The organism is Streptomyces sp. DSM 106670 (assembly GCF_055792845.1).
Genome location: NZ_CM147704.1, coordinates 4,236,785 through 4,260,157, shown reverse-complemented (window position 1 = coordinate 4,260,157; position 23,373 = coordinate 4,236,785). Strand labels below are relative to the sequence as shown.

Sequence of the window (23,373 nt, the reverse complement as noted above, 5' to 3'; positions counted from 1 at the left end):
CGAAACGAAGCTGATCAGCATGTTCGAGGAACTGAAGAACTGCGAGAACATTAACATACTGGGCTACGAGAAGGGGCCGCTAGCCGAATACTTAGGAACTCCCGATGAAGCTCTCGCTCTCCTGAAGGAGTCGCATGGGGTGTCGCTTGATCCGAAATTCAAGGCATCTTTTCACCGATTCAGCAGGTTGGGAATTCACTGGCGAGGCGCCAGCGAGAATAGCGCCGTTGGCGGCGAGTTCTACCTAGTGCATCTCCTCAACGCAATTATCGGGGGACGCCCCGCAGACCTAGCCTCTTCCCGGAGTTCGGAGAAAGAAGCAGCACTCTACTCCGATTTCCGCATCTTCGACAGCCAGCCTCGCGGAGGCGTCGGAACCTTTGCCGCCCTCAGACTGAGGGATGGTACCGATGAACCAGAAATATGGTACTTCCACATGAACCATGGAAGCACCAGGATGGAAATCGACTACCAGGAGTATCTGAATAACCTCCTCTTGACTCGCGGTGCCTACTACTGGCAATACTTGTTCACCGACACCCCAGCCGATTATTACCATTCTAATGAAATCACCTCCGGATTGAGAAGGGCAATCGAATTCCTAAGTGACGTTTTCCCGAACAATGACTACAGCGATCTGAGGGCGCGCCTGCATGACAGGCTCGCCTAATAAAAGGATTCTTGAACAACCTGCTGGTTGCGGAATATTCGCTATCGCTGCCCCCAGGAGGGCAACTCGAAAAAACGCTCATGGACGAAGATCGAAGCGGAGATTCGCTCCACCGCGTGAAGTCCAGGACTTATGCCGACGCGGGTCTCAGCTCTGCACCCAATCCAAATACGGCCCGAACTCCGAAGCCAGCGTCAGTCGGCCCAGTTTCTGGTACTCCCGCTGGATCGCGTGGATCACCGTCTCCATCGTCACCGCGCCCCCCGCCTCCGCCGCCAGGTACGCCGAAGTCACCGCGATCGAGCGGATGTTGCCGCCCGCCAGCTCGAAGTTCTCGGCGCAGAACGGCAGGTCCAGGTCCGTGCCGCGCGGGAGGGTCGGGCCCAGGCAGCGGTCCCAGAGGAGGAGGCGTTGTTCGGGGTCCGGGACCGGGAAGTCGATGACCAGGTCCAGGCGGCGGGTGAAGGCGTCGTCCAGGTTGGCGCGGAGGTTGGTGGCGAGAATAGCCAGGCCGTCGAAGGACTCCATGCGCTGGAGGAGGTACGCGCTCTCCACGTTGGCGTAACGGTCGTGCGCGTCCTTCACGTCCGAGCGCTTCCCGAAGATCGCGTCCGCCTCGTCGAAGAGCAGCACCCCGTTCACCCCGGCCGCCTCCGTGAAGATCCGCTCCAGGTTCTTCTCCGTCTCGCCCACGTACTTGTCGATCACCGTCGCCAGATCGACCGTGTACAGGTCCAGCCCCAGGTCCGCCGCGATCACCTCCGCCGACATGGTCTTGCCCGTGCCTGAGTCGCCCGCGAACAGGGCCGAGACTCCCCTGCCCCTGCCCCCGCCCGGCCGCATGCCCCATTCCCCCAGCACCCGGTCCCGGTGCCGCGCGCGGGCCGTGAGTTCGCGGAGCTGGGTGTGGGTGTCCGGCGGGAGGACCAGGTCGGCCCAGGTCACCGTGGGTTCGATGCGGCGGGCCAGGCGGTCCAGGCCCGCCGCGTTCTGGGCGCGGGCCCCACGGCGTACGTGGTCCGCGGTGAGTTCGCCGCCCGCCAGTCGGGCCGCCTGGGCGGCGGAGCGGGCGGCTCCGGTGATCTGTTCCGGGGTGAGGAGGAAGGGAGCCAGCAGGTGGTCCGGAGCGATGGCGGGCGGGAGCAGCGGGGTGGAGGCCACGGGCGTGTGCCCAGCTCCGGCCTCAGCCCCGGCCCCGGGCGTGTGCCCAGACGTGTGCTCGGCCCCGGCCCCGGACGTGAACCCGGCCCCGGCCCCGGCCACCTGCTCGTACGCCTCACGCCACAGCGCCCCCCGCGCCGACGGCTCCACCCGGGGCGCGTGCAGCAGCAGTGGCGGGGCGGCCGACCACGACGCGTCCCAGGGCGCCCGGCCCACCAACACCGTCGGGACCGGGGTCGCCGTGAGGAGCCTGAGCAGGCCCGGGCGCTCCCGGGCCACCGCGTCCAGCGGCGCGCACACCAGGCCCGCCCCGGTCAGGCGCGCCTCCCGCACCAGCGCCCGTACCGCCTCGGCGGGCGACGGGTCCTCCGCCAGCCGGGCCAGGTCCAGGCCCAGCACCCGCCGGCCCGCCATCGTCAGCGCCGACGCCGCCAGCGCCGTACCCGCACCGCCCTGGTCCTCGCTCAGGTAGGCCAGCGCAACGCCCTCGGCCAGGACCCCGGCGAGCGGGGCCGGATCGCCCACCCCGGGCACCGCCTGCCACGGGGCCAGCAGGTCCGCCAACCGCGGGTCCGGGGTGTCGTCGCCCAGCAGATGCGCGGCCACCCGGTCCGGCACCCGCAGCGCACGGCTCAGGAACGGGCGGTTCAGGTCCTCCGCCAGCAGCAGGCCGCCCGCCCGCAGCGGCGCCCCCGCCGCCAGCCGGGCACGGGCCGCCGGATCGGAGAGGGCCGTACCGCACAGGCCCAGGGCCAGCCCGATGGACGGGCGGCGCCGGGACACGTCGTCGTTCAGATAGCCGTAGAACGCCTCGAAGCGGTCGTCCAGATCCGGTACGAGCGCGATGAGCAGGATCTCCGTGTCGAGCGCGGTGAGGCCGAACTCCCGCGCCAGGGCCGCCAGTCGAGAATCCTCATCCTCGACGGGGAGCCCGTCGGGCGCGCCCTCGGCCAGGGGCCCCTCCACCGCGTCTCCGGCCGAGGAACCGTCCACCGCCGGAAACCCCCGCGCCCCCTCATCGTCCAGCAGCCGCGCAATGCTCTCGTCCGTCAGATACAGGCCCCGGAAGTCGTCGTCCGGGTCCGGGTCCGAGCTCCGCCGCAGCTCCACCGCGTGCCGGATGCGCCGCTCCACGGCCGCCGCCCGCGCGAGCAGATGGCGGAGGTCCGGGCAGACGGCGTCCCGCGCCGTCATGCGTCCCCTTCCTCAGGCGGTGTCCCCCGCCGCTCCGTGATGCGCAACGACACCGCCCGCCCGCCGCGCTCACCGCCCCGCGCCGCCGGTTCCCGTACCGGGCGGCCAGGACGCGACCCGTACACCGGCAGACCAGGCCGGCCCGGCTGCGCCTCCGTCGCGCCCGTATCCGCGCCCGCCCCCTCCCCGGGCCCCGGCTCCGGCATGTCCCCGAACTCCGCCCGCAACCCCTCGTCGCCCACCGGCGGGCCCGCCTCGTAGACCGGCGAGGCGGTCACCGGAACGCTGATCACCAGGTCCAGCGAGGGCTTCAGTTCGCCGCCGAGCGCGCTCCACACATCGGCGAACGACCGGTCCTCCGGCGGCGGCAGCGCGATCGACATCGGGACGGCGGCCCCGACCTCGGCCAGCGAGCCCGCCAGCCGCTCCGGCGGCAGCGCCTCGTACCGCAGCAGGCACGCCAGGAGCGAGGAGAGCAGGCGGTGTTCGTCCTCCGGGCGCTTCGTCCACGCCGTGATCAGGTATGACAGCTTGAAGAAGCGAGGCGGGCGGCGGCGCGCGACGATCGCCCCGCGCTCGTCGTACTCGTTGTGCAGGCCGCGCTCCCGCCGCCGCATGTCCTCGCGGATGTCGTAGAGGTAGAGGTTGACCATCGGGGCGTTGACCTTGGCCGCCCACTCCCGGGTCGGGGCGTCGAAGACCACCGCGATCTGGCGGCCCTCCAGCACCTCGGCCCGGATGAGGGCCCGCAGGACGTCGTCCACTTCATGGATCATCCGGTGACCGCCTCCGACGCGAAGAGCAGGCTCATGAGGAGCAGGCTCATGAGCGGCCGACGAAGCCGAGGGAACGAAGCACTCGCGAGCGGCCGACCGAGCCGCAGGAACGGAGTACTCACGACCGGCCCGCGAAGTCCGGCGGCTGCAGGTTGCGTTGCACGACCAGCACCGGCTTCCGCAGGCGCGGCAGATCGCGGGCCTCCGCCCGCAGGACGCGCGGGCCCAGCGTGTCCTTCCGCAGGACCAGCACCTGCACCTCGAAGGTGCCGTCCCGGCCGACCCGTACACCGGACCGGTCCGCGGTGATGCCGATGTTCCACGTGAAACGTACGGTCTCGCCCGGCGGATAGTCCTTGCCCCGGGCCAGTACCGGCTGCCCCGGCTTCGCCACCTGCGGGGTGACCGTGAGCGAGGGCTTGAGGACCCTCAGCCGGTCCATGTCCTGGTTGTTCGTCGCGCGCCGGTCGGGCAGGGTGCCGCGCACCGTGGCCCGTACGTCACCGGTGACCGCGGTCCGGTAGGTCGCCGTCTGCGTCACCTCGACCCGGCCCCCGGCGGGGATCGTGCAGGGCCGGGCCGCCGTGCACCGGCTCAGACCGGGCAGGCTGCGGTCCTTCGCCTCGGCCGTCCTCGGCCAGCTCGCCCCGAGGACGACTCCGGTCGCCGTGTCCGGGCCCGCGTTGGTGATCGTGAACCGGGCGAGCGCCGGCCGGCCCACGTACGTACGGTCCGGGCTGACATCGGCCCGTACCGCGAGATCCGAGGCCGGAGGCGGGGGCGGCGGCGGAGTGGGCGGGTCCGGCGGGACGACGGGTTCCAGGACCTCGAACCGTGCCGTGTCCGCCCCCGTGTTGCCCGCCGAGTCCGTGGCCGTGCAGGTGACCGTCGTCGTGCCGACCGGGAAGAGCGATCCGGACGGCGGGGCGCAGGTCACCGGCAGCTCCCCGTCCTGCGGGTCCGTCGCCGTGGCCGTGTACGAGATCCGTGCGCCGTCGTCGTCGGGCGCCCTGGCCGTACGGTCGTCCACGGTGACGACCGGGACGTCGATGTCGTTCACGGTGATGCTGATCTGCTGCTGGAAGTCGGGGTCGGCCGCGGCGGCGGGCCCGATCGTGTCCGTCCCGGGCGCCTGCGTACCGAGCAGGAACTGCACCGTGCAGGTCAGCGTCGTGCCCTGCGGGGCGTCCTCCGAGACGTCGACCGTCTCGGCGAAGTGCGCCGTCTCACCGCTGGTGAGCTGCCGGGTGGGCGGGTCGAGGGCGACCGTCAGATGCGGGTCGCAGGCCTCCAGGCGGTGGCCGACGGAGGTGGGGAGGTTGTCGAAGCCGTCGACGATCGCCTCGGCGACCCGGTCCCCGTCGATCCCTTCGAGCAGCCGGCCGCCGGTGGCCTCGATGATGCGGGTGGCCTGGCCCGGCGTGGTGGGCGGATCCTCGACGTAGTCCGGGTTTCCGGCGTCGCCGTTGCCGTTGAGGCCGTCGCCGATCGTGCTCTCCACATCGACGCCGATGACCCGGACGCCCTTGTCCTGGAGGGCGAAGATCGTGTCGTCGATGGTGTGGCCGTTGCTGGGCGAGTGGCTGGAGGCGTCCCCGACGAGCACCACGACCGGGCTCGCGCCCTCGCGGAACACCGTCTTGCCGCCCGCGCCGTCGGCGATCTGCCACAGCCCGTTGATCCAGTCCTCCGAAGGGCCCCGGCTGGCGCCACCGAGGTCGGTCTTCAGCTGGTCGACGCCCTCCTGGACCTTCACCAGGTCGTCCGTCAGCTCCGTGAAGACCTGGAATCCCGCGTCGACATCGCCCTCCTGATCGCCGAACGTGGCGACCGCGAACCGGGAGTCGGGCTGCTCGTCCAGGATCTTGCCGGTGATGGCGGGCAGGTTCTCCCGGACGCTGGCGATCGGGTCGGCCATGCTCGCCGTACCGTCCACCAGCAGCACCACATCCGGCCGGGGCGGGATCGCCGGGGTCCGCACCTGCTTGTCCACGCCCGTCGAACCGCCCGGGTCCAGCGTCTCCTCCAGCGTCGCCGGGGTGACCCACGGCTCCGGCACCGCCGCGGGCACGGCGGACGCCACACCGCTCACGCCCGACGCGGGGGCGAGCCCGGCGGCCAGCAGCAGAAGGACGCACGCGGCCGACCGGCGACGCGCCCCGGTGCTCCTGCCCGCCCGCACTCCCGGCCCGGCCCCTGGCTGAAACCACCGCACAGCGTTCCCCTCCCCGCGTCCTGCCCGGTACCCGGGAACCACCGTCGCGCGCCGCCCGCCCCCGTACAGAGAGAGGCGAGCCACTTCCACGGGAAGGCCGAACTGCCCGATGGTGCAACGCCGTTCGCTAAGCCGCCGCCATTCAGCCGGTCAGCAGGGCCAGCAGGGCCAGCAGGACCATCAGGGTCATCAGAGCGGCAGCCGAACGGGCCGTCAGATAAGGCCCTGCCGCATCGCGTACGCCACCGCGTGCGAGCGGTTGCGCAGCTGCAGACGGGTCATCACCGAGTGCAGCACGTTCTTGATCGTGCGCTCGGAGTACGCCAGCTTCGTCGCGATGTCCGCGGTGTCGTACCCCTCGGCGACCAGCCGCAGCACGTCCACCTCGCGCGCGGCCAGGCCGGTGAAGTGCAGACCGCGCGGACCGAGCACCTGCCCCTGGAGCCTGCCGACCTCTTCGAGGAGGCGTCCGAGCAGGTCGGAGGGGAGGTGCCCCTCGCCGCGCGCCACCGTGCCGATGACCTGCACCAGATGGTCCGGCGTCGAATCCGAGCGCCGCACGACCCCCGCGACCCCGCATTCCGCGGCGCTCACCAGCTTCTGTTCGTCGATGTCCGTGGTCACCAGCACCGTGCGGCAGGTGCTGGTGCGCTGGATGTTGCGCAGAACGCGCAGGACCTCGTCGTCCACCGCGTCCACCACCATGACCACGACCTGCGGCGCGGCCTCGCCGTCGTCCCGGTCGACGACCGTGACCTCGGGACGGGCTCGTAGCTGACTGGCCACTCCGGCCTGGGAAATCGGGTCCTGCGCACGTAAAACGACAGTGACGCGCTCCATGCGAATGCTCCCCCTGGGCACCAGCCGGAAGCGTCACACAGCATGCACAAGCTCCACAGCTGTATTCGTCCGCCCCATCCGTTGTGAGGCGGTCTGAAGATTCCCGTTCTTACTCGCGAGGAAACTGAAAGGTTGCTGCGGGCATCAGATCTGCCCGAAAGTGTTCCTCCGTGACCGGTGCCCGCCCCCCGGCCCGGTTCTACGGTCCGGCGTATGAGTCTTACGGCAAGCCTCGACGCGTCGTCCGTCACCGTCGCACCGGGCGAGGAGACGACCCTTCCCCTGCAGATTCTCAACTCCGGCCGGACCGTCGAGGAATACCGCTTCGAGGTGGTCGGCGCGTGTGCCGCCTGGTCGGCGGTGGAGCCCGCGGTCCTCTCGCTGTACCCCGGCGACTCCGGGACCGTCTCGCTGGTCCTGCGCCCGCCGCGCGACGCGACGGTCCCCGCGGGCGAGACGACGTTCGGGATCCGGGTGAAGCCGACCGGCGACCAGGGCGACACGGTGGTGCCCGAGGGCCGGGTGACGGTCCTGCCGTTCACCGAGACGACCGCCGAGCTGGTCCCGCGCAGCTCGAACGGCTCGCGGAGCGGGCGGCACCAGTTCGCCGTCGACAACCGGGGCAACACCCCGGTGACCGTACGGCTGGGAGCCCAGCCCGGTACGGAACAGGCGCGGGTGGTGTTCGCCGCGTCCGAGCTCCGGATCGAGCCGGGGCACGCGGAGTTCGCGAAGCTGCGGGTCCGCCCGGCGAAGCGGATGTGGCGCGGTACGCCGGTGACGCACGCCTTCCAGGTGTTCGCCGCCCCGCAATCGCCGGAGGGCGCGGAACCACCGCCCCCGGTGCTGGTGGACGGCTCCTACCAGCAGGAACCCATCCTGCCGCGCTGGCTGCCCCGGGCGCTGCTCACCGCGGCTCTGCTGATCCTGGTCCTGGTGGGCCTCTGGTACGCGCTGCTGCGCCCGGCGGTGAAGTCCGCGGCCCGGGAGGCGGTCACTCCCGAGGCCGTGCGGTCAGCCGCCGCGGCCGACAAGAGCAAGGCCCCGGAGGAGGGCGAACAGGGCGGTGCCGGTTCCGGGGGCGGCGACTCCTCCGGCGCGGGCACGGGCGGCGGCTCGGCCGGGCCCACCCCGTCACCGGGTGCGTCCGCCCCGGGCGGCACCGGCGGCGACGCGGCGGCGGGTGCTCCGACCAGCGCGCAGGCCCGGGTGCAGGACGCGGTGGGGGGCGGCCCGAACACCGGGACGGCCCTGGAGGTACCGGCCGGCCACACCTTCCAGCTCACCGACATCGTGGTGCAGAACCCGCAGGGCGACGCGGGCACGGTCACCGTCACGGCCGGCGAGGACACCCGGGTCCTGAGCCTCGGGCTGGAGAACTTCCGCGACTCCGACTACCACTTCGTGACCCCGATCCTGGTGCCCGCGGGCGGCAAGGTCACGATAACGATCGACTGCCGACGGGTCGGCAAGCCGGTGGGCGCCCCGGCCCCCGCACGGTGCTCGACCTCGATGTTCCTGGGCGGGACTATGCGCCCGGACACGGCGGGCTGACACACCGGGGGTGCCGGACCGGGGCCGGGACCGGGACCGGGACCGGGCCGGACCGGGGGTACCAGGCCGAAGGCGTCAGGCCCGGGGGTGTGTCAGGCCGGAGGCGTCTCCTCTTCTTCCTCCTCCGGCTTCTTCTCCGCCGCCCGCTGCACGAACGACCCCTGTACGTCGGCGGGTTGCTCGTCCTCGTCCTCCGTGGCCTCCCGCTGCACGGCGGGCGCGGAGGCGGTGGCGGGCGCGGACGCAGCCGTGGAGGCGGCGGCCGGGGCAACGGTCTCCGGCGCGGGATCGGCCAGCACCCGGTCGGCGTTCGCGACGGCTTCGCGCTCGAAGCGGTCCGAGGGGTCGCTGACCCGGATGCCGCCCGGGGCCTCGGTGCCCTCCACCGGACCGTTGCGCTGCTGGATCACATGGGTCAGCTCATGGGCCAGCGTGGTGCGGCCCTGCGGCGATCCGGGGTCGTAGGCGTCGCGCTGGAACACCACGTTGTTGCCGACGGTGTACGCGTGCGCGCCGACGCCCTTCGCCGACTCGTGCGCGGCGGAGTCGTGGTGGACGCGTACGTCGGAGAAGTCCGCGCCCATCCGGCTCTCCATGTCCGTACGGGTGTCGGTGTCCAGGGGCGAGCCGCCGGAGGAGATCACGCCGTGCACCGGCGACCGCTGCGCCTCGGCCTCTTCCGCCTGCTCGGCGGCGGCGGGCTCCGCGGCCCCTGCCCGGGCGCGCTGGACCATCGCCCCGAGGGCGCCGTTGCCGGCCGTCCGCTGGATCAGCCCCATCCCGGCCGCCCCGACCACATCGGCCCGGCCCGCGGCGGCCGCCCGGAAGACGTGGTGGGCCTGCTCGCCGGGCGTCCGGTCAGCGGCTTCCCCATGCTGCTCATCGCGCTGGTGGGCCTGCTCCCGCGCATCATGTCCGTGATGGTCGTGGTGTTCGTGCTGCTCCTGCTCGATGTCGTGCGCGTCCATGCTCACGTCTCCCCTGACCGCTACCGCTACCGCTGACCGCTGACCTCCGGCCTCTGATCTCTGATCTCTGATCTCTGATCTCACTGTCCTCGGCATTCCACGATTACGGCGCGGCCCCCGGACCGTCCAGCCCGCGCCCCGGCCGGGCAGGGGCATCCGGAACTGCCTCATCGGGCAGCGCGACGGCACGGACGGGCGCGCACACCACGGCGCCCCGCTCCTCCTTACTCCCTTCGGCCGACAGGGAAGAGGCCATCGGCCCAGCCCCGGTCGCCGTCGTCCGCCGGGCTCGCGATGATCGGCAGCATGACCCCGAGCGACAGCGGCAAGGACATCACCCTGCGGATCGCCCAGAATCCGGAGGCCGACGAGCTCCTCGGCCGCAGCCCGCTGGCCGCTCTGGTCGGCATGCTGCTGGACCAACAGGTGCCGATGGAGTGGGCGTTCACCGGCCCGTACACCCTCGCGGAACGGATGGGCACCGACGACCTGGACGCGGGCCGGATCGCTGCCTACGACCCGGACGCCTTCACCGAACTGTTCACCGCCAAACCGGCCCTGCACCGCTACCCCGGCTCCATGGCCCAGCGGGTGCAGCAGCTGTGCCAGTACCTGGTGGCGGAGTACGACGGCGACGCGAGCGCGGTGTGGCGGACCGCCACGACCGGCGACGAGCTGCTGGAACGGCTCAAGGCACTGCCCGGCTTCGGCGAGCAGAAGGCCAGGATCTTCCTGGCGCTGCTCGGCAAACAGCTCGGCGTACGGCCGACGGGATGGCGGGAGGCGGCGGGCCCGTACGGGGAGGCCGGATCGCATCGGTCGGTCGCCGACATCACGGGCCCGGAGTCGCTCGTCGAGGTGCGCGCGTACAAGCAGGAGGCCAAGGCGGCAGCCAAGAAGGCGAAGTCGGCCAAAACGGCGAAGAAGCCCGGAACCGCGCGGAAGAAGTGACGCGTACATGCGCAGGAACAGGCCGACGCCCCCGTTCGACCGATCAGAACCAGCCACACCGGTTCACAGGCGTCACGCCACTCGCTAGCTTTCGCAGCACATTCGTTCAGCCGTTTTCGGACCGGAAGGACTCCTGTGCACGCAACACGTCGCAGAGCCATGGCTGTCGTGGCCGCCACCGCTCTGGCCACACCGCTCCTCCTGGCCGCGTCCCCGCACCCCGGACGCCCCGCACCGCACGACCCCGGCAAGGAAGCGGCGAAGCTGTCACGGGAGTTGGTGAGGAACGCGTCCGCGCGCGAGGCCCACCGCCACCTCCGGCAGTTCCAGGCGATAGCCGACTCCACCGAAGGCCACCGCGCCGCCGGCTCGCTGGGCCACGACGCGTCGGCGGCGTACGTCTACCGCCAGCTGCAGCGGGCCGGGTACAAGGTCTCGTACGAGAGCTTCCGCTTCATCTACACGGAGACGCTGGCCGAAAAGCTCTCCGTGGTGACGTCGACGCCGCGCGACGTCACGATCAAGGCCATGACGTACACGCCGTCGACGAAGGTGGGCGGTCTGAGGGCAGAGCTCGTCGCCGTACCCGACGACGCGACCCCGGGCTGCGAGGTCTCCGACTACGCCTCCGCGAACTTCACCGGCAAGATCGCGCTGATCAAGCGCGGCGCCTGCTCCTTCGCCGAGAAGCAGGCGGCAGCCGCCGAGGCGGGCGCGGCCGGGGCGGTCATCTACAACAACGTCGAGGGCGTCCTGTCCGGCACGCTCGGCGAGGTCGCCGCGGGCAGGATCCCGACCGGCGGGCTCACCCAGGAGGAGGGCGAGAAACTCGTCGCCGACCTCGCGGGCGGCGAGGTGACGGTCTCCTTCGAGATCCGCGAGTTCCAGGAGGACCGCCCCACCCGCAACGTCATCGCCGAGACGCCCGGCGGCAATGCGGCGAAGACCGTGATGCTCGGCGCCCACCTGGACTCGGTGACCGAGGGCCCCGGCATCAACGACAACGGCTCCGGATCCGCCGGTCTGCTCGAAGTCGCCCTGCAACTGGCGAAGTCGAAGAGCAACCCCGCCAACAAGGTGCGGTTCGCCTGGTGGTCGGCCGAGGAGAACGGTCTGATCGGCTCGGAGAAGTACGTCGAGGCGCTCTCCGAGAAGCAGCGCGAGCAGATCCAGCTCTATCTGAACTTCGACATGATCGCCTCGCCGAACGGCGTCCAGTTCGTCTTCGACGGCGACAACTCCGACGAGGTCGGCGAGGGCCCCGGCCCCGAGGGCTCGGCCCAACTGGAGCGTGACATCAACGAGTTCCTCGACGGCAAGGGCAAGCCGCACGAGGGCACGGACTTCACCGGTCGCTCGGACTACGGCCCGTTCATCGAGGCCGGCATCCCCTCCGGCGGTACGGACACCGGGGCGGAGGGCATCAAGACGGCGGCCCAGGCCGAGGTGTACGGCGGCGAGGCGGGGATCGCGTACGACCCCTGCTACCACGCGGCCTGCGACGACCTGGACAACATCGACATGGGCCACTTCGACACCAACATCGACGTGATCGCCAACGCCGTCGGGACGTACGCCCACGACCTGCGCTCGCTGACCCGCCCGGTCGACCCTGACACCGGCACCGGGACGCCCGGCAACGGAGGCAGCGGAGGCGGCCTGCGCGAGGGCCACGGCCGAGTCGCGCTTTAGCCGGAGTCGCGCGGTAGCCGTCGCGCGGCAACGACAGAGCCGCGCGGCAGCCGACGACCGCCCCTGGGGCCCGGTACGGAATCCGTGCCGGGCTCCGGGATATCCGCCTGACGCCCCTGACGTCCCTGACGTCCCTGTCCCGGTATCCCGCTCTATTCGGCGCTATACGACCTTTGCGCCGCCGTGCGCGCGCATCACGGTGAGGTTCCGTGGCTGCGCCCGGTGGCCCTTGCCCGGTAGGCTTTCCGTGTGATCTTCAAGCGCATCGGAAATGGTAAGCCGTACCCCGACCACGGCCGGGAATCCACCCGCCAGTGGGCGGATGTCGCGCCGCGTCCGGTTCGCCTGGACCAGCTCGTGACCACCAAGGGCCAGCTGGACCTGGAGACCCTCCTCGCCGAGGACTCCACGTTCTACGGCGACCTGTTCGCGCACGTCGTGAAGTGGCAGGGCGACCTCTACCTGGAGGACGGGCTGCACCGGGCGGTCCGCGCCGCGCTCCAGCAGCGCCAGGTGCTGCACGCCCGCGTCCTCGACCTGGGCTGACACCGCCGCCCCGGCCACCCCGGGCCGCCACCAGCCCGCTCCACCGCGAGGCGCCCCACACCCCACCGGGGTTCCGACGGGCAACGACGGCGGTCCGACCGCTGACCGACGGCGGTTCGCCGGAGTTCCGCATCCCACCGAGACCCGGATTCGGGCTTTCGGGTGCTTTCACGCTCATCCGGGTGCCATACGTTGATCATTTAGTACGCATCATCACCGGGTCGCACTACGCTGCGTCCATGAGCATGCTCACTCCCCCCGGCATGGGCGGAAAGTACCGCATCACGGGCGACACCTACCCCCGCATGCGCCGCCCCCGGCACCGCGGCAGGCTGGTCCTCGCCGGCATCGGCGCCGTCGTCGCCCTCGGCCTGGCCGGCTGGGGCACCCTGCAGCTCATCGACGTCTTCACCGGCGGCGACAAGAGCGCCAGCGCGGCCGACCACAAGCGCGACTGCCCGACATCGGCCCCGAAGCCGTCGGCGGCCCCCGTCAAGGCGCTGCCGAAACCGGCCGCGATCAAGGTCAACGTCTACAACGCGACGACGCGCAGCGGGCTGGCCAAGGCCGCCGCCGAGGAGCTCAAGAAGCGCGGTTTCACCATCGGCGAGGTGGGCAACGCGTCGAAGGAGTACGACAAGAAGGTGCCGGGCGCGGGCGTGCTGCTCGGCGCACCGGCCGCGAAGAACGGCAGCTTCACGGTGCTCGGCACCCAGCTGGCGGGCACGGTGCAGAAGACCGACACCCGGAAGACGGGCGAGGTCGATCTGATCCTCGGGGCGAAGTTCAAGGCGTTCAGCACCCCGCAGGAGGCCACCGCGGCGATGACGGCCCTGACGAAGCCGGCCCCGGCGCCTTCCCCCACCTGCTGAAAGCCGGGCGGCCCGTCGGCCGGCCCCCGCCGCCCCGCACACGAAAGCGCCCCGCCCCGGCTCCGTACGGTCTCAGCTCGTACGGTGCCGGGGCGGGGCGCGTACATCGCGCGGGGGGGCAGCCCTACTCGGCCGTGCCGTACATCCGGTCGCCCGCGTCGCCGAGGCCCGGCACGATGTAGCCGTTCTCGTTGAGCCGCTCGTCGACGGAGGCGGTGACGACGGTGACCGGGGTGCCGGCCAGCTCGCGCTCCATCACCTCGACGCCCTCGGGCGCCGCGAGAAGGACGACGGCGGTGACATCGTCGGCGCCGCGCTTGATCAGCTCGCGGATGGCCGCGACGAGGGTGCCGCCGGTGGCCAGCATCGGGTCCAGGACGTACACCTGGCGGCCGGAGAGGTCCTCGGGCATCCGGGTCGCGTACGTCTCCGCCTGGAGCGTCTCCTCGTTGCGGATCATGCCGAGGAAGCCCACTTCGGCGGTCGGCAGCAGCCGCACCATGCCGTCCAGCATGCCCAGACCGGCCCGCAGGATCGGAACGACGAGGGGCCGGGGGTGCGAGAGCTTGACGCCCGTCGTGGGCGTCACCGGGGTCTCGATGTCGACCTGCTCGGTGCGCACATCCCTGGTGGCCTCGTAGGCGAGGAGGGTGACCAGCTCGTCGGCGAGCCGCCGGAAGGTCGGGGAGTCGGTGCGCTTGTCGCGCAGCGTGGTGAGTTTGTGCGCCACCAGCGGGTGGTCGACGACGTGGATCCGCATGCGTCAACAGTAACCGTGCCGTCCGGCACTCTGCGCTGGCATCAACCACCTGTTCGGGGGGAAGGTGGGGGCATACGGACCCAGCACTGGGGTGGTGTGTCGATGGCTGACGGGGAACTGCGGCGCAACCAGGCCTCTGGCGGGCCGCGCGACGGACGCGACGCCGAGGGCGTGGTGGGTGCGGCGAGCGACGTCGAGGACGCGCAGGAGAGTGACGCGGCCCGCCGCCGCCGACGCGCCCAGTTCCTCCGCGAGCTCCACGAGGCCAAGCAGCTGCGCGACCGGGTGCAGCCGCGCCGGGCCCGCGCCGCCCGGATGCGGCAGCAGATGCGGATGCGCACTTTCCGCTGGTGAGGCCGTACCACGAGCCTTCCCGCGCCCCCTCCCGTACCACCGGCGCACCCCCTCGCCGATCGGCGCGTCAGGGAGAGGGCCGACCAGGCACTCCTGGAACTGATGGCCGACGCAACGGTCGAAGAGGTCTCGCACGGCGCTTGTTTCTGCCACGATGCCGATTGGGCGGGGCTCAGGACGGACGGATCACCGTTCGCCCTCCCGTCGGACCGATTCGCCTATGACCAGTGGGAGAGTCACGGTGTACTTCGCCGCACTGCTCGCGCGCACCGAAGACGGGTGGGAAGCGAGCGATACAGAGCTCGACGATGTGGAGACCCTGTCCGATCTGACGGATCTGGCCCGGGAGGCCTCGGTGGACGAGGACACGGTCCTGGTCTACATCGAGCAGGAGGACGCCTGGTTCGGCGTCGTCCGGGTGGACGGTGAGGAGGACCCCCGAATCTACGTCTCGGACGCGTCCGCCGCCGCCCGCTCCTCGTACGGGGAGATCCTGCTCACCGACGAAATGCTCGGCCGCGAACCAGGGGCCGAGGACGAGATCGCCGCCCTGGAACAGCTCGTCGACCTCGACGGCACGGAGGACGGCGAACCGGAACGGCCCGCCCCCGCGGCCGTCGACCAGGACGACGACGCCCCCGACCCGGACGCCGTTCCGGCGGGGCCGATCGGTGAGCTCGGGGTCCTCGCCGACCTCGGGATGTCCGAGAAGGAGCTGCTCACCCTGCAGACCGACGCACTCGCGGAGATCGCGGAGGCCGTGGGAGCGGCGGAGGTCCTGGAGTCGGTCCGCTAGGCCGGACCATTACGGACGCCCCTCCTTCCTTCCTCCCTCCACCTGTCCCGTCCGTTAGGGTCCGCGGGTGATCGCACGACCGCCGAACCCCTCACCCGAGCCCGTCCCGGGTCCTGTACGCGCACCCGAGCCCGACCCCGTACGCGACCCCTGGCAGACACCGATGCGCCGCGCCCTGGCCGAGGCCGCGCAGGCGGCGTCGGCCGGCGATGTGCCGGTCGGCGCCGTCGTTCTGGGCCCCGACGGAACCGAGCTCGCCGCCGCCCACAACGAACGCGAGGCCACCGGCGACCCGACCGCGCACGCCGAGATCCTGGCCCTGCGCCGAGCGGCCGAGGCGGTGGGCGAGTGGCGCCTGACCGACTGCACGCTGGTGGTCACCCTGGAGCCCTGCACGATGTGCGCGGGCGCCCTGGTCCAGTCCCGCGTGGCCCGCGTCGTCTACGGCGCCCGCGACGAGAAGGCCGGCGCGGCGGGCTCCCTCTGGGACGTGATCCGCGACCGCCGCCTGAACCACCGCCCGGAGGTGATCGCGGGCGTGCTGGAGCCGGAGTGCGCGGAGCAGCTGACGGCGTTCTTCCGCACGCTCTGACCAGGTGAGACCAGGCTTCGGAGAACCGATTTCTGTCCACGCCCCGGGATGGTCTAAGCTCTCTCTCGGTAGCGTGTCCGAGCGGCCGAAGGAGCTCGCCTCGAAAGCGAGTGTGGCGTAACCCGTCACCGTGGGTTCAAATCCCACCGCTACCGCTGGTAGATGAGGGGCCCGGTTCACATCGAACCGGGCCCCTTGTGTCTCCGTCTCAGTTTCCGTCTCATTCGGCCAACCGCGGGGCCTCTGGACAGCCTCTCAGGAGGCAACTCGGTCCGATTTTGGGATGAGGCGCGTTCACAAAAGCAGTACCTAGAGGCCAGAACGGCAGGATACGGTCGTCGAGTGACGAGCCAGTTCATGCAACTTGATGGCGAAGACCCAGCGGGGAACACTGTCGCTGGGCGGTGCCCGCACTGCGCCCATCAAGCGACGCTCACCTGCACCTCGCACCAAGAACTTGAGGGCACCCGGGAGACGAACGGAGAGTCCAGGGTTGCTCGGTACCTCATGGTCCTAATTTGCCACTGGTGCAAGAAAGAGAGCGTCTTCCTGCGCCTCGCCGACCGCCAGTGGCACAAGGCCCATGCCAATCGCCACGTAGAGCACATCACCACGAGGGACCTAGAGCAGGTCTGGCCGAAGAAGACCCCGCGCGAGCTAGCATCCGAGGCTCCAGAGACTGCCCGCGAGGTCTTCGCTGAAGGCGCACTGGCCGAAGCCGCCAGAGCGTACCGTCTCGCTGGCATCGCCTATCGAGCGACCGTCGAGCAGATCGTCAAGGAGCGGGGAGCGAGCGGCAAGCGGCTCGTTGATCGCATCACCGCCCTTAAGGATCTTGGCGTACCGCAGGAGATCGTGGACGCTTTCCATGAAGCCCGATTTGTCGGTAACGACGCGGCACATGACGCCTTGGCCTACTCGGCTGAGGAGATCGCAGATATTGCCGAACTCATCCATGAGGCCGTGCTGGTGCTGTACGTCCAACCGGCCCAGCGGGCGAAAATGGCGGCACAACGCGCCGCACGTCGCACAGCAGCCAAACAACCGCCGGTGTAGCTCGCCGGGGGCAGGTGCAGAGTCTGCCCCCCGGGGGGAGCCGCTACGTGGGGTCAGGGCCCCGGTCGACCCGCCCTTACAATGGTTCATCCTCTCTATCGCCGCCGTCGAGCCTCTCCCCCGGCAGATTCCAGATGAGTCCACCGACCTGCCGAGCCACGTCCGCGCGCACGGTGTCGACCATGTGCTGATACCGCGCCGCCACGGCGGTGGTGTACCGCCCCATGAGCCCCATGACAGCCCTCTCGGAGACACCGAGGATCAGCAGGACGGTTGCGGCGGTGTGGCTGGCGTCGTGCAATCGGTCGTCCCTAACCGGCGGTGGCCAGTTGCTCCTTCCAGCCGTCGTAGTCGGTGCGTCGAGGTGCCCCGTCCGTCCGGGGTGGCGAACAGCCATCCCTCATCCGCCCGCTTGCCGCCAGCCTCCAGGCGCTCGGCTTCCTGATCCATACCTTTGATATCGCAAGGACGTATTTGCGGTGAGGGTGGCCGGCCAGCTTATCGCAGGATTGATCTGCCATTCTTCCGCTGCCACTCTCGGAGCCTTCGAACCACATCCCAGTCGTCTAAGTGTCCCTGATTTGCACTCAACCTCAGGGCGCGCGCCAACTGGTCAGCCGTCACGGTTCCTGCCTTGAAATCGTCCTTGAAGACGACAGCAACAGCCCTCAACAGATCCTTTCCGTGACACATTCCTCTATCTGTCGGCGTTTCCTCTACCAACTGACGCCACTGGATCAAGCTCAACTGCTCGGCTACTTTTGTATGCAACGCATCTACTAGCTTTTGGATGTCCACTTGACCGGAACGCGAGTTTCTGTATTTATGCAGCTTCAATTCATCAAGCTTCAGTTCGACCCCGAGCGGCTGGGCAGCCATGCGTATCCTGCCTAGCGGCAGAGCTATTGCCTCCGCCCTTCGGCGAACTTGAGCGCTGATTCCTTTCCTAGACTCTTCCGAATCAAGCGCACGTGGCACTATTTCGGTAACCAAGGAATCCAATAGTCCTATGTTCAGCAAATCGCTCTCCAGATCTGTGAGCGTTGTAATAATCAGGCCTTGCCCCCCCTTGAGATTTCCACGCCGAACCTCGTAATCGCAATCTGTAACGAATACGATCTTTGATCTCTGCTCCACTGAGGACTTTTCATATGCACTAAGCAGAAGCCTCCTGCCGCCCGCCGGTAGGACTTGGGCAACGTCCAACGCATGTCTTGCGAAAAGGCGTTTATCGTCGGGCCCCTCAACTACGAGAAGTCCCAAGTTCGCCCCGAGACCTTCTGCACGCAGCTCGGCATCGGCGAGCAGGCCTTCTGCTGATTGATACTCGGGCATTCCTCACCCATCGAGAGAGCGTCGGAGGTCATTTCTGCCTGCAATCAAAGTGGGTGAATGAGTTGCCAACAAGAACTGGCAGCCTGTTACAGCAGACATTTCCGTTAGATCGTCGATGAAAGTTGACTGCCATAGGACGTGAAGTGACAGCTCAGGCTCATCGATCATGACAAGCGTCCCGGGCGCTGTCTCGAATAGGACCTTATGCGCAAGAATAAGGATCTGCTGCTCACCGCTAGATAGATGAGTTGGAGGAATTTCCTCACCACTCAACTTCGACTTGATGCGAAGATGCCCATCCCGGATTCCGACTTCTTTATTCCTGTAATGTCGACGCAAGAAGGCAACGAACGGCTCAAGTCGCTCCCTCAGAGGCTCGAAGGTCGCGAGCTTGCTAATGGTATCCTTCAAGTAAGTAGAAATCACCGGAAGTGCCGCTTCAGTGTCCATTCTCATGTCCGAGAGCGGATATTCGACATCGGCGGAATCCACTAGACCTGTGGCAGACAGTCCGCTCTGCAGCTTGTCGAGTCTTGCGAAGTCCCGATTAATCGACCTGCTCCACCTGTGATTTACTTCGGATTCCCTATCGCGCATAGCCGAAAGCACCCGGCGCGGGAAATCTCGGTCCATCTTTTGTGAATTTGTCGCGTAAAGCGACCGGTATCTTTGCACCTCATCATCGATATTGGCAAATGCTGATTCGATAGCCGACAAAACGTCAGCCGTCTCGCCAGACCCACGCTTTTTCACCCGCATCCTGCGAGAGTTTGCAGTCAGCCTTCGGTCAGAAATCAAAAGCGCCGGGAAGGATTGTGGGATATCACTGAGCCAACCAGGGCGCTCCTGTTTTTCAGGGACGTGAAAGATTTCGGATAGGTCGTGGCTAAGATTCCTTGCTGCCCAGTCCATAGCTTCATCGGAGAGGCGGCGGTGGACAATCATATTTCGTAGGGTCCGCAAGTCATCATCCGGGCCAATCCTTGAGTCGGTGAAGGTCCACTCTCCGACCTCTGAGTTTCTAGTTCTCATTCGAATAGTGAGACTGCTCTGCCCTCCCATCAACTCAATCTCGGCATGTTCGAAATGTAGGTTTATTTTGTCAAAGCGGATCTTTGACAGCTCGACCCAATTGCCCAAACTGACCATTTCAATGGTTCGAAGAACTGTCGATTTTCCGGTGCCATTAACTCCGGTCAGGAGCGTCGGCTCGGCTCGCTCAAGATGAAACGTATGGTTAAACGAATCGAAAAGCCCTCTGATTGAGTAGTGCACGAGGCGCCCGAAACCCTTGTCGGATACCCCATCTCCGTCATTAGAGAAGTGCGTCTCGGCGAAAGAGTGATTATTCTCCATTAAAGTCTTTCGTTTTAGGTTGAGGCTGCCAAGCGCGTCGCTCGTAATTCATTCCTAGCTGCAAATTAATTATGTTACGGCACCTCCCGGCTCAAAATGTACACCGTAGGTGACTGGCTCGCTCCTAAAACGAGAAACGCGTGTCACCTTCTCTCCGCACCTTGATCCTGTCGTCGTTAGAGAAGCAAGCACGGCTTGCTGGCGGGGCTTGCCCTGGTCACCGGCGTGGCAGCGCGGCTGAGAGCGAGGCACCCGGGAGCCTGGTCAGGGGGCGCCCCGTCGTCGTTGCTGCCCGTCGACGGGTGCGGTTGGCAGCAACCCGGACCAAAGTTGCGTCGGCACCGATGGACGCGAGCGCCGGGCCGTCTCAGCTTCCGTCTCATTCAGCCCCGTTCAGGGCCGTCCGTGGTTGACCGAGAGCAACGCCGACGGACGGCTGCGAACGGGTTCGCACGAGCCCGGAGAATGCTCTCACCAGCATGAACAGACCTCGAAAGCGAGTGTGGAGTAACCCGTCAGCGTCGATTCAAACCCCACAGCTACCGCTGTTTACGAAGGGCCCGGCTCGATGAGCCGGGCCCTTCGCTTTGCCCTCAGCCTCAGCCGCGGCCGACCGTTACGAGCACCTTCACGGCCTCGTCGTCCAGCCGCCCTACTGCCGGTTTCCCAATGGCGTTGCACGCTCGCGTCACCCGTAGCTTGGTACGTTGATGATCGCCGATCATGCGGCAAAACTGCTGGAGGACGCCGGCCTGGACGGTCACGAAAACGTCGTGGACGCGCTCGTCGTCGCCACGGCTGCCTGCTCCGACGGTCCGATGAAGGTCGCCTCCACCGACGGTTCTCACATCCCGAAGCTCTGCCACGCGGCGTCCATGGACCGCAACAGCCCGGTGAAGTGGGTACGCGTCTGACCTGACCGGTGTTGTGCTCCACCACAGGGCCGGCACGTCTGCGCATCAAGTAGGGGCCCAGTGCCTGCGCGATGAGCCCTACGCGGGTCACGCCCTGACGGGCTGGATAGCCTCGCTCGGATCCCGCAGCCATACCTGTTGGCCTCGGTTGGTGATGGTCAGCCCGAATTGTTCGGTGTCGGGTCGGCCTTCCGTTTCGTACTCCCACCAGGTCTGTTCGATCTCTTCCCAGAGGAATCCGGGCCCGTACTGCCACACTTCCTCTCCGGTGGCGGCTGTCGCGGCGGCTCCGTCCTCGCGGGTCGCCCACACTTGGACGCCGTTGTCGGTGTTCTGGTGGATGAGGCGTACGCCGGGGAGCCGGGCCCCGGCGTAGAGGGCGACCCGAGGTCGAGGAGGCGGGCGGGGTCCAGACCTGCGGCACGCGCCCGCCCTTTCCCGTGTACGTCGTGGAGATCGGGCACGCGATGCGCTCTCATCGGCATGTACGTGGCTCCGCTGCGGAACGGGCCGGTCGCGGTGCCGTCGTCCTGGACGTGGAGCTGGACCAGGGCTCCGGACCAGAACTCCCGGGCCAGCGGAGCGACAACGATCCCGCCGCGCCGGACCTGTCGGAGCAGTGTGTACGGGATGTACCGCAACGCGCAGGTGGCGATGAGACGGTCGACCGGGCCCAGGCCGGGCCAGGGCTGCTCGCCGTCGCCGACCCGCAGATGCGGCCGGTACCCGGCCTGGGCGAGAGCTTCTTCCGCTTGCCGGGCCACGACCGGGTCCAGCTCGACGCTGTGGACCAGGTCATCACCGAGCCGCTCACACAGCAGAGCAGCGACGTACCCGGTGCCGGTCCCGATCTCCAACACCCGCTGACCGTCCTGAACTTCGAGCAGGCCGAGCATGCGGGCGACCATCGAGGGCATCGAGTTCGACGACGTCGCGATGCCGGGTCCGTCCTCGTCCTCGTCGTCGAGTTGTGTGACGACCGGCTCGTCGCTGTTCACCAACGCCAGCCACGCGTCCGTCCCCACCACCGGCTCGCACCGGTCCGGGAGCTGCCGCCACACATCGGCCGGGACGAACCCACTACGCGGCACAGCATCGAACACCCGCCGCCAACGACCGGTGAGCAAGCCCCGATCGGCGAGATCCTGCACAAGGTCCGGGTACGTAGGTACCTCCCGTGCGGTGCTCATGGCTGCGGGGCGAACTGGGGCCGGCTGCCGTCCGGCGACGGCTTCGGCTCCGGGGGTGGCGTCCACGGTTTGTCCGACGGCGGCCCTCCATGCTTGCCGGCCTCGACGGGTACGGGGGTGCTGGTCATCGTCCATCTCCTCTGATCGGTGAAGCTGACTGGTCGACACGGTGGTGCAGTCGGTAGATCCCGTACGGCGGAAAGACATCAACCCGGCGAGGACAGCCACCCTCGGCACACGCCCGGCACAACAGATCCCGGCCATGGACAGTGCGCCGGACGGCGGTCACCGGTGCGCGCCAGCACGCCTCACACGTACGGACATCCGTGTCCGACAGGTCGAAGGTCATCAGGCATCCCGGAAAGCAGGGGTCAACACGTGGCACGGGCAGGTGCACTCCGGCAAGCGGCACAGGGAATGCACCCCGGCCAGGTCCGTCACCAACGCACTACGGCAGACAACGCTGCACGGACCCTCCGCACCCTCCGACAACGCGTCCAGAGCAACAACCGACCCTCCAGACACATCGGCGGCAGTGATCGGATCACCACGCCACAACAGCGTCACCCCATGCTCCGGACAATAGGCACCCGTCTCGTCCTCCGACGGCACCTCGTGCGCGACCCCCTCCGCGAAACACCTCATCCGCGCCGCGCCTCCCGCCAAGCACGACCCAACCGCACAGCTGTCGGACAGGAGACTCCGGCACGACAGGTGGCGCAGCGCTGGGTGTGGCCGAGCCAGGTTCGGTACGCCTTCTCACCGCTCTGCTGCCGTGGCTTCTCCCTTACTCCGTTCACGGTCACCGTGCCCCCGCTGTCGTAGGCCCCGAAACAGCGAGCAGGCGCGCGATACGTTCGGCGCAGTCCTTCTCGCGACCCCGCTCGCCAATCTCGTGGAAGAGCCCTGTGACGTACCGTCCGCCCTCGGCGACAATCTCCTGGGTAAGGAGTCCGTTCAACGGGCTCGTGACGTGCAGGCGCAGTTCGGGTTCGAGGGCGACGACCCGCAATCCGTGATTGCGCAGGTGCCCGGCCAGTCGTTGCAGGTCGGTGGCGTTCATGCCTTGACGGTCTCAACTGACGCTGCTGCAGGGGATATGACAACCTATGACACGGAGTTGATCATGAGGACGGTCGCGATCACCGGCACGCGCCGGACGGGCCACAAGACCCCCGCCGAGTACGCCGACCTGTTCGAGCAATACCTTGGCCCCTTCGCTCCGGCGGCACACTTCTACATCGGCGGTGCTGCGGGTATCGACTCGCTCGCCCTGCTCTGGCTCGCCGACCGGACAGCGGCGGCCATCACGATCGTCGCGCCGGGCACCATGGGTCGGCAGCCGGCCGAGGCGCAGGAGGCCGTCGCTCGTTCGAGGGGCCGCATCAAGGAGGTCGTGGAACTCGGGGCGGCCGAACTGCAGGCCCCGGCCTACCACGCGCGTAACCGGTGGATGGTCGACCGTACGTCGATGACCATCGGTTTCCCTCACGCCACGGAGCCGTCGACCGGTACGTGGCAGACGATCGACTACACCGCCGAGCAGGGAAAGCCGCGACTGATCGTGCCGGTGTAGCCACG

The 23,373-nt window shown here is 68.5% G+C and carries 21 protein-coding genes, 1 tRNA gene and 2 pseudogenes; 13 read left to right on the top strand and 11 right to left on the bottom strand.

Translation table 11 applies throughout. The annotated features are described in order from the left end of the window. Positions 1–19: 19 nt before the first annotated feature. Entirely contained in the window at positions 20–670 is a 651-nt protein-coding gene (locus ACSMXR_RS18870; RefSeq protein ID WP_381846887.1) for a hypothetical protein, read from the top strand. 147 nt (positions 671–817) lie between these two features. Here the strand turns inward: ACSMXR_RS18870 and ACSMXR_RS18865 are convergent, their stop codons facing one another. The 4 genes from ACSMXR_RS18865 to ACSMXR_RS18850 all read right to left on the bottom strand — a co-directional run bounded on the left by ACSMXR_RS18865 (position 818) and on the right by ACSMXR_RS18850 (position 6,856). Beyond that, complete coding sequence (locus ACSMXR_RS18865; protein WP_473169474.1) at positions 818–3,025, bottom strand: AAA family ATPase; 2,208 nt, start codon at positions 3,023–3,025, stop codon at positions 818–820. Further along, complete coding sequence (locus ACSMXR_RS18860) at positions 3,022–3,801, bottom strand: Pvc16 family protein (protein WP_473169473.1); 780 nt, start codon at positions 3,799–3,801, stop codon at positions 3,022–3,024. Before ACSMXR_RS18860 ends, ACSMXR_RS18865 begins: the two co-directional genes overlap by 4 nt. Before the next feature lie 118 nt (positions 3,802–3,919). Then, a complete protein-coding gene (locus ACSMXR_RS18855) occupies positions 3,920–5,923 on the bottom strand; it encodes an HYR domain-containing protein (RefSeq protein WP_473172400.1) in 2,004 nt (667 codons plus the stop codon). Positions 5,924–6,229: 306 nt separating this feature from the next. Continuing rightward, on the bottom strand, positions 6,230–6,856 hold the full coding sequence (locus tag ACSMXR_RS18850) for a helix-turn-helix transcriptional regulator (RefSeq protein WP_381791579.1): 627 nt from the start codon (positions 6,854–6,856) through the stop codon (positions 6,230–6,232). Between the two features lie 213 nt (positions 6,857–7,069). Between ACSMXR_RS18850 and ACSMXR_RS18845 the strand changes: the two genes are divergently transcribed. Next, the gene (locus ACSMXR_RS18845) at positions 7,070–8,410 is read left to right on the top strand and encodes a COG1470 family protein (RefSeq protein WP_473169472.1); all 1,341 of its coding nucleotides are present in this window, start codon (positions 7,070–7,072) and stop codon (positions 8,408–8,410) included. A 92-nt stretch (positions 8,411–8,502) separates the two neighbouring features. Here ACSMXR_RS18845 and ACSMXR_RS18840 read toward each other — a convergent pair whose 3' ends face one another. Then, positions 8,503–9,378 (bottom strand): eCIS core domain-containing protein, encoded by an 876-nt coding sequence (locus tag ACSMXR_RS18840; protein WP_473169471.1) that lies wholly within the window; start codon positions 9,376–9,378, stop codon positions 8,503–8,505. A gap of 306 nt (positions 9,379–9,684) precedes the next feature. Here ACSMXR_RS18840 and ACSMXR_RS18835 point away from each other — a divergent pair, with 306 nt between their 5' ends. The 4 genes from ACSMXR_RS18835 to ACSMXR_RS18820 all read left to right on the top strand — a co-directional run bounded on the left by ACSMXR_RS18835 (position 9,685) and on the right by ACSMXR_RS18820 (position 13,439). Then, complete coding sequence (locus ACSMXR_RS18835; RefSeq protein WP_473169470.1) at positions 9,685–10,329, top strand: HhH-GPD-type base excision DNA repair protein; 645 nt, start codon at positions 9,685–9,687, stop codon at positions 10,327–10,329. 159 nt (positions 10,330–10,488) lie between these two features. Beyond that, positions 10,489–12,021 (top strand): M28 family metallopeptidase, encoded by a 1,533-nt coding sequence (locus tag ACSMXR_RS18830; protein ID WP_473169469.1) that lies wholly within the window; start codon positions 10,489–10,491, stop codon positions 12,019–12,021. 249 nt (positions 12,022–12,270) lie between these two features. Beyond that, positions 12,271–12,567, top strand: coding sequence for a type II toxin-antitoxin system VapB family antitoxin (locus ACSMXR_RS18825; RefSeq protein ID WP_003967677.1), 297 nt, complete (start codon positions 12,271–12,273; stop codon positions 12,565–12,567). Positions 12,568–12,830: 263 nt separating this feature from the next. Then, the gene (locus ACSMXR_RS18820) at positions 12,831–13,439 is read left to right on the top strand and encodes a LytR C-terminal domain-containing protein (RefSeq protein ID WP_218526519.1); all 609 of its coding nucleotides are present in this window, start codon (positions 12,831–12,833) and stop codon (positions 13,437–13,439) included. Between the two features lie 124 nt (positions 13,440–13,563). Here ACSMXR_RS18820 and upp read toward each other — a convergent pair whose 3' ends face one another. After that, positions 13,564–14,199 carry a uracil phosphoribosyltransferase gene (gene upp / locus ACSMXR_RS18815; RefSeq protein ID WP_030075862.1) on the bottom strand — a complete coding sequence of 212 codons (636 nt, stop codon included), beginning with the start codon at positions 14,197–14,199 and terminating at the stop codon, positions 13,564–13,566. Positions 14,200–14,301: 102 nt separating this feature from the next. On the opposite strand from upp, the gene ACSMXR_RS18810 reads away from it, so the two are divergent. The 5 genes from ACSMXR_RS18810 (at position 14,302) to ACSMXR_RS18790 (ending at position 16,997) form a co-directional block, all read left to right on the top strand. Then, positions 14,302–14,553 carry a hypothetical protein gene (locus tag ACSMXR_RS18810; protein ID WP_137229632.1) on the top strand — a complete coding sequence of 84 codons (252 nt, stop codon included), beginning with the start codon at positions 14,302–14,304 and terminating at the stop codon, positions 14,551–14,553. Positions 14,554–14,794: 241 nt separating this feature from the next. Further along, positions 14,795–15,349 (top strand): tRNA adenosine deaminase-associated protein, encoded by a 555-nt coding sequence (locus tag ACSMXR_RS18805; RefSeq protein ID WP_137230006.1) that lies wholly within the window; start codon positions 14,795–14,797, stop codon positions 15,347–15,349. Between the two features lie 163 nt (positions 15,350–15,512). After that, entirely contained in the window at positions 15,513–15,941 is a 429-nt protein-coding gene (gene tadA / locus ACSMXR_RS18800; protein WP_364886127.1) for a tRNA adenosine(34) deaminase TadA, read from the top strand. A 67-nt stretch (positions 15,942–16,008) separates the two neighbouring features. Further along, positions 16,009–16,096, top strand: a tRNA-Ser gene (locus ACSMXR_RS18795). A gap of 187 nt (positions 16,097–16,283) precedes the next feature. Beyond that, positions 16,284–16,997 carry a DUF4145 domain-containing protein gene (locus ACSMXR_RS18790; RefSeq protein ID WP_473169468.1) on the top strand — a complete coding sequence of 238 codons (714 nt, stop codon included), beginning with the start codon at positions 16,284–16,286 and terminating at the stop codon, positions 16,995–16,997. Between the two features lie 76 nt (positions 16,998–17,073). On the opposite strand, the pseudogene ACSMXR_RS18785 reads toward ACSMXR_RS18790, so the two are convergent. The 3 genes and pseudogenes from ACSMXR_RS18785 to ACSMXR_RS18775 form a co-directional block, all read right to left on the bottom strand. After that, positions 17,074–17,441: pseudogene (locus ACSMXR_RS18785) on the bottom strand (site-specific integrase); the annotation flags it as partial. A 54-nt stretch (positions 17,442–17,495) separates the two neighbouring features. Then, positions 17,496–18,332, bottom strand: a complete 837-nt coding sequence (locus ACSMXR_RS18780; protein ID WP_473169467.1) for a hypothetical protein — start codon at positions 18,330–18,332, stop codon at positions 17,496–17,498. Positions 18,333–18,335: 3 nt separating this feature from the next. Beyond that, on the bottom strand, positions 18,336–19,607 hold the full coding sequence (locus ACSMXR_RS18775) for an AAA family ATPase (protein WP_473169466.1): 1,272 nt from the start codon (positions 19,605–19,607) through the stop codon (positions 18,336–18,338). 791 nt (positions 19,608–20,398) lie between these two features. Between ACSMXR_RS18775 and ACSMXR_RS18770 the strand changes: the two genes are divergently transcribed. Then, the gene (locus ACSMXR_RS18770) at positions 20,399–20,602 is read left to right on the top strand and encodes a hypothetical protein (protein ID WP_473169465.1); all 204 of its coding nucleotides are present in this window, start codon (positions 20,399–20,401) and stop codon (positions 20,600–20,602) included. Positions 20,603–20,689: 87 nt separating this feature from the next. On the opposite strand, the pseudogene ACSMXR_RS18765 reads toward ACSMXR_RS18770, so the two are convergent. Together ACSMXR_RS18765 and ACSMXR_RS18760 are read right to left on the bottom strand one after the other, a co-directional pair. Then, a pseudogene (locus tag ACSMXR_RS18765) lies at positions 20,690–21,792 on the bottom strand (methyltransferase domain-containing protein). An 802-nt stretch (positions 21,793–22,594) separates the two neighbouring features. Further along, on the bottom strand, positions 22,595–22,855 hold the full coding sequence (locus ACSMXR_RS18760) for a hypothetical protein (protein ID WP_364890636.1): 261 nt from the start codon (positions 22,853–22,855) through the stop codon (positions 22,595–22,597). 63 nt (positions 22,856–22,918) lie between these two features. Here ACSMXR_RS18760 and ACSMXR_RS18755 point away from each other — a divergent pair, with 63 nt between their 5' ends. Then, complete coding sequence (locus tag ACSMXR_RS18755) at positions 22,919–23,368, top strand: DNA-processing protein DprA (protein ID WP_073867347.1); 450 nt, start codon at positions 22,919–22,921, stop codon at positions 23,366–23,368. Positions 23,369–23,373: the final 5 nt, after the last annotated feature.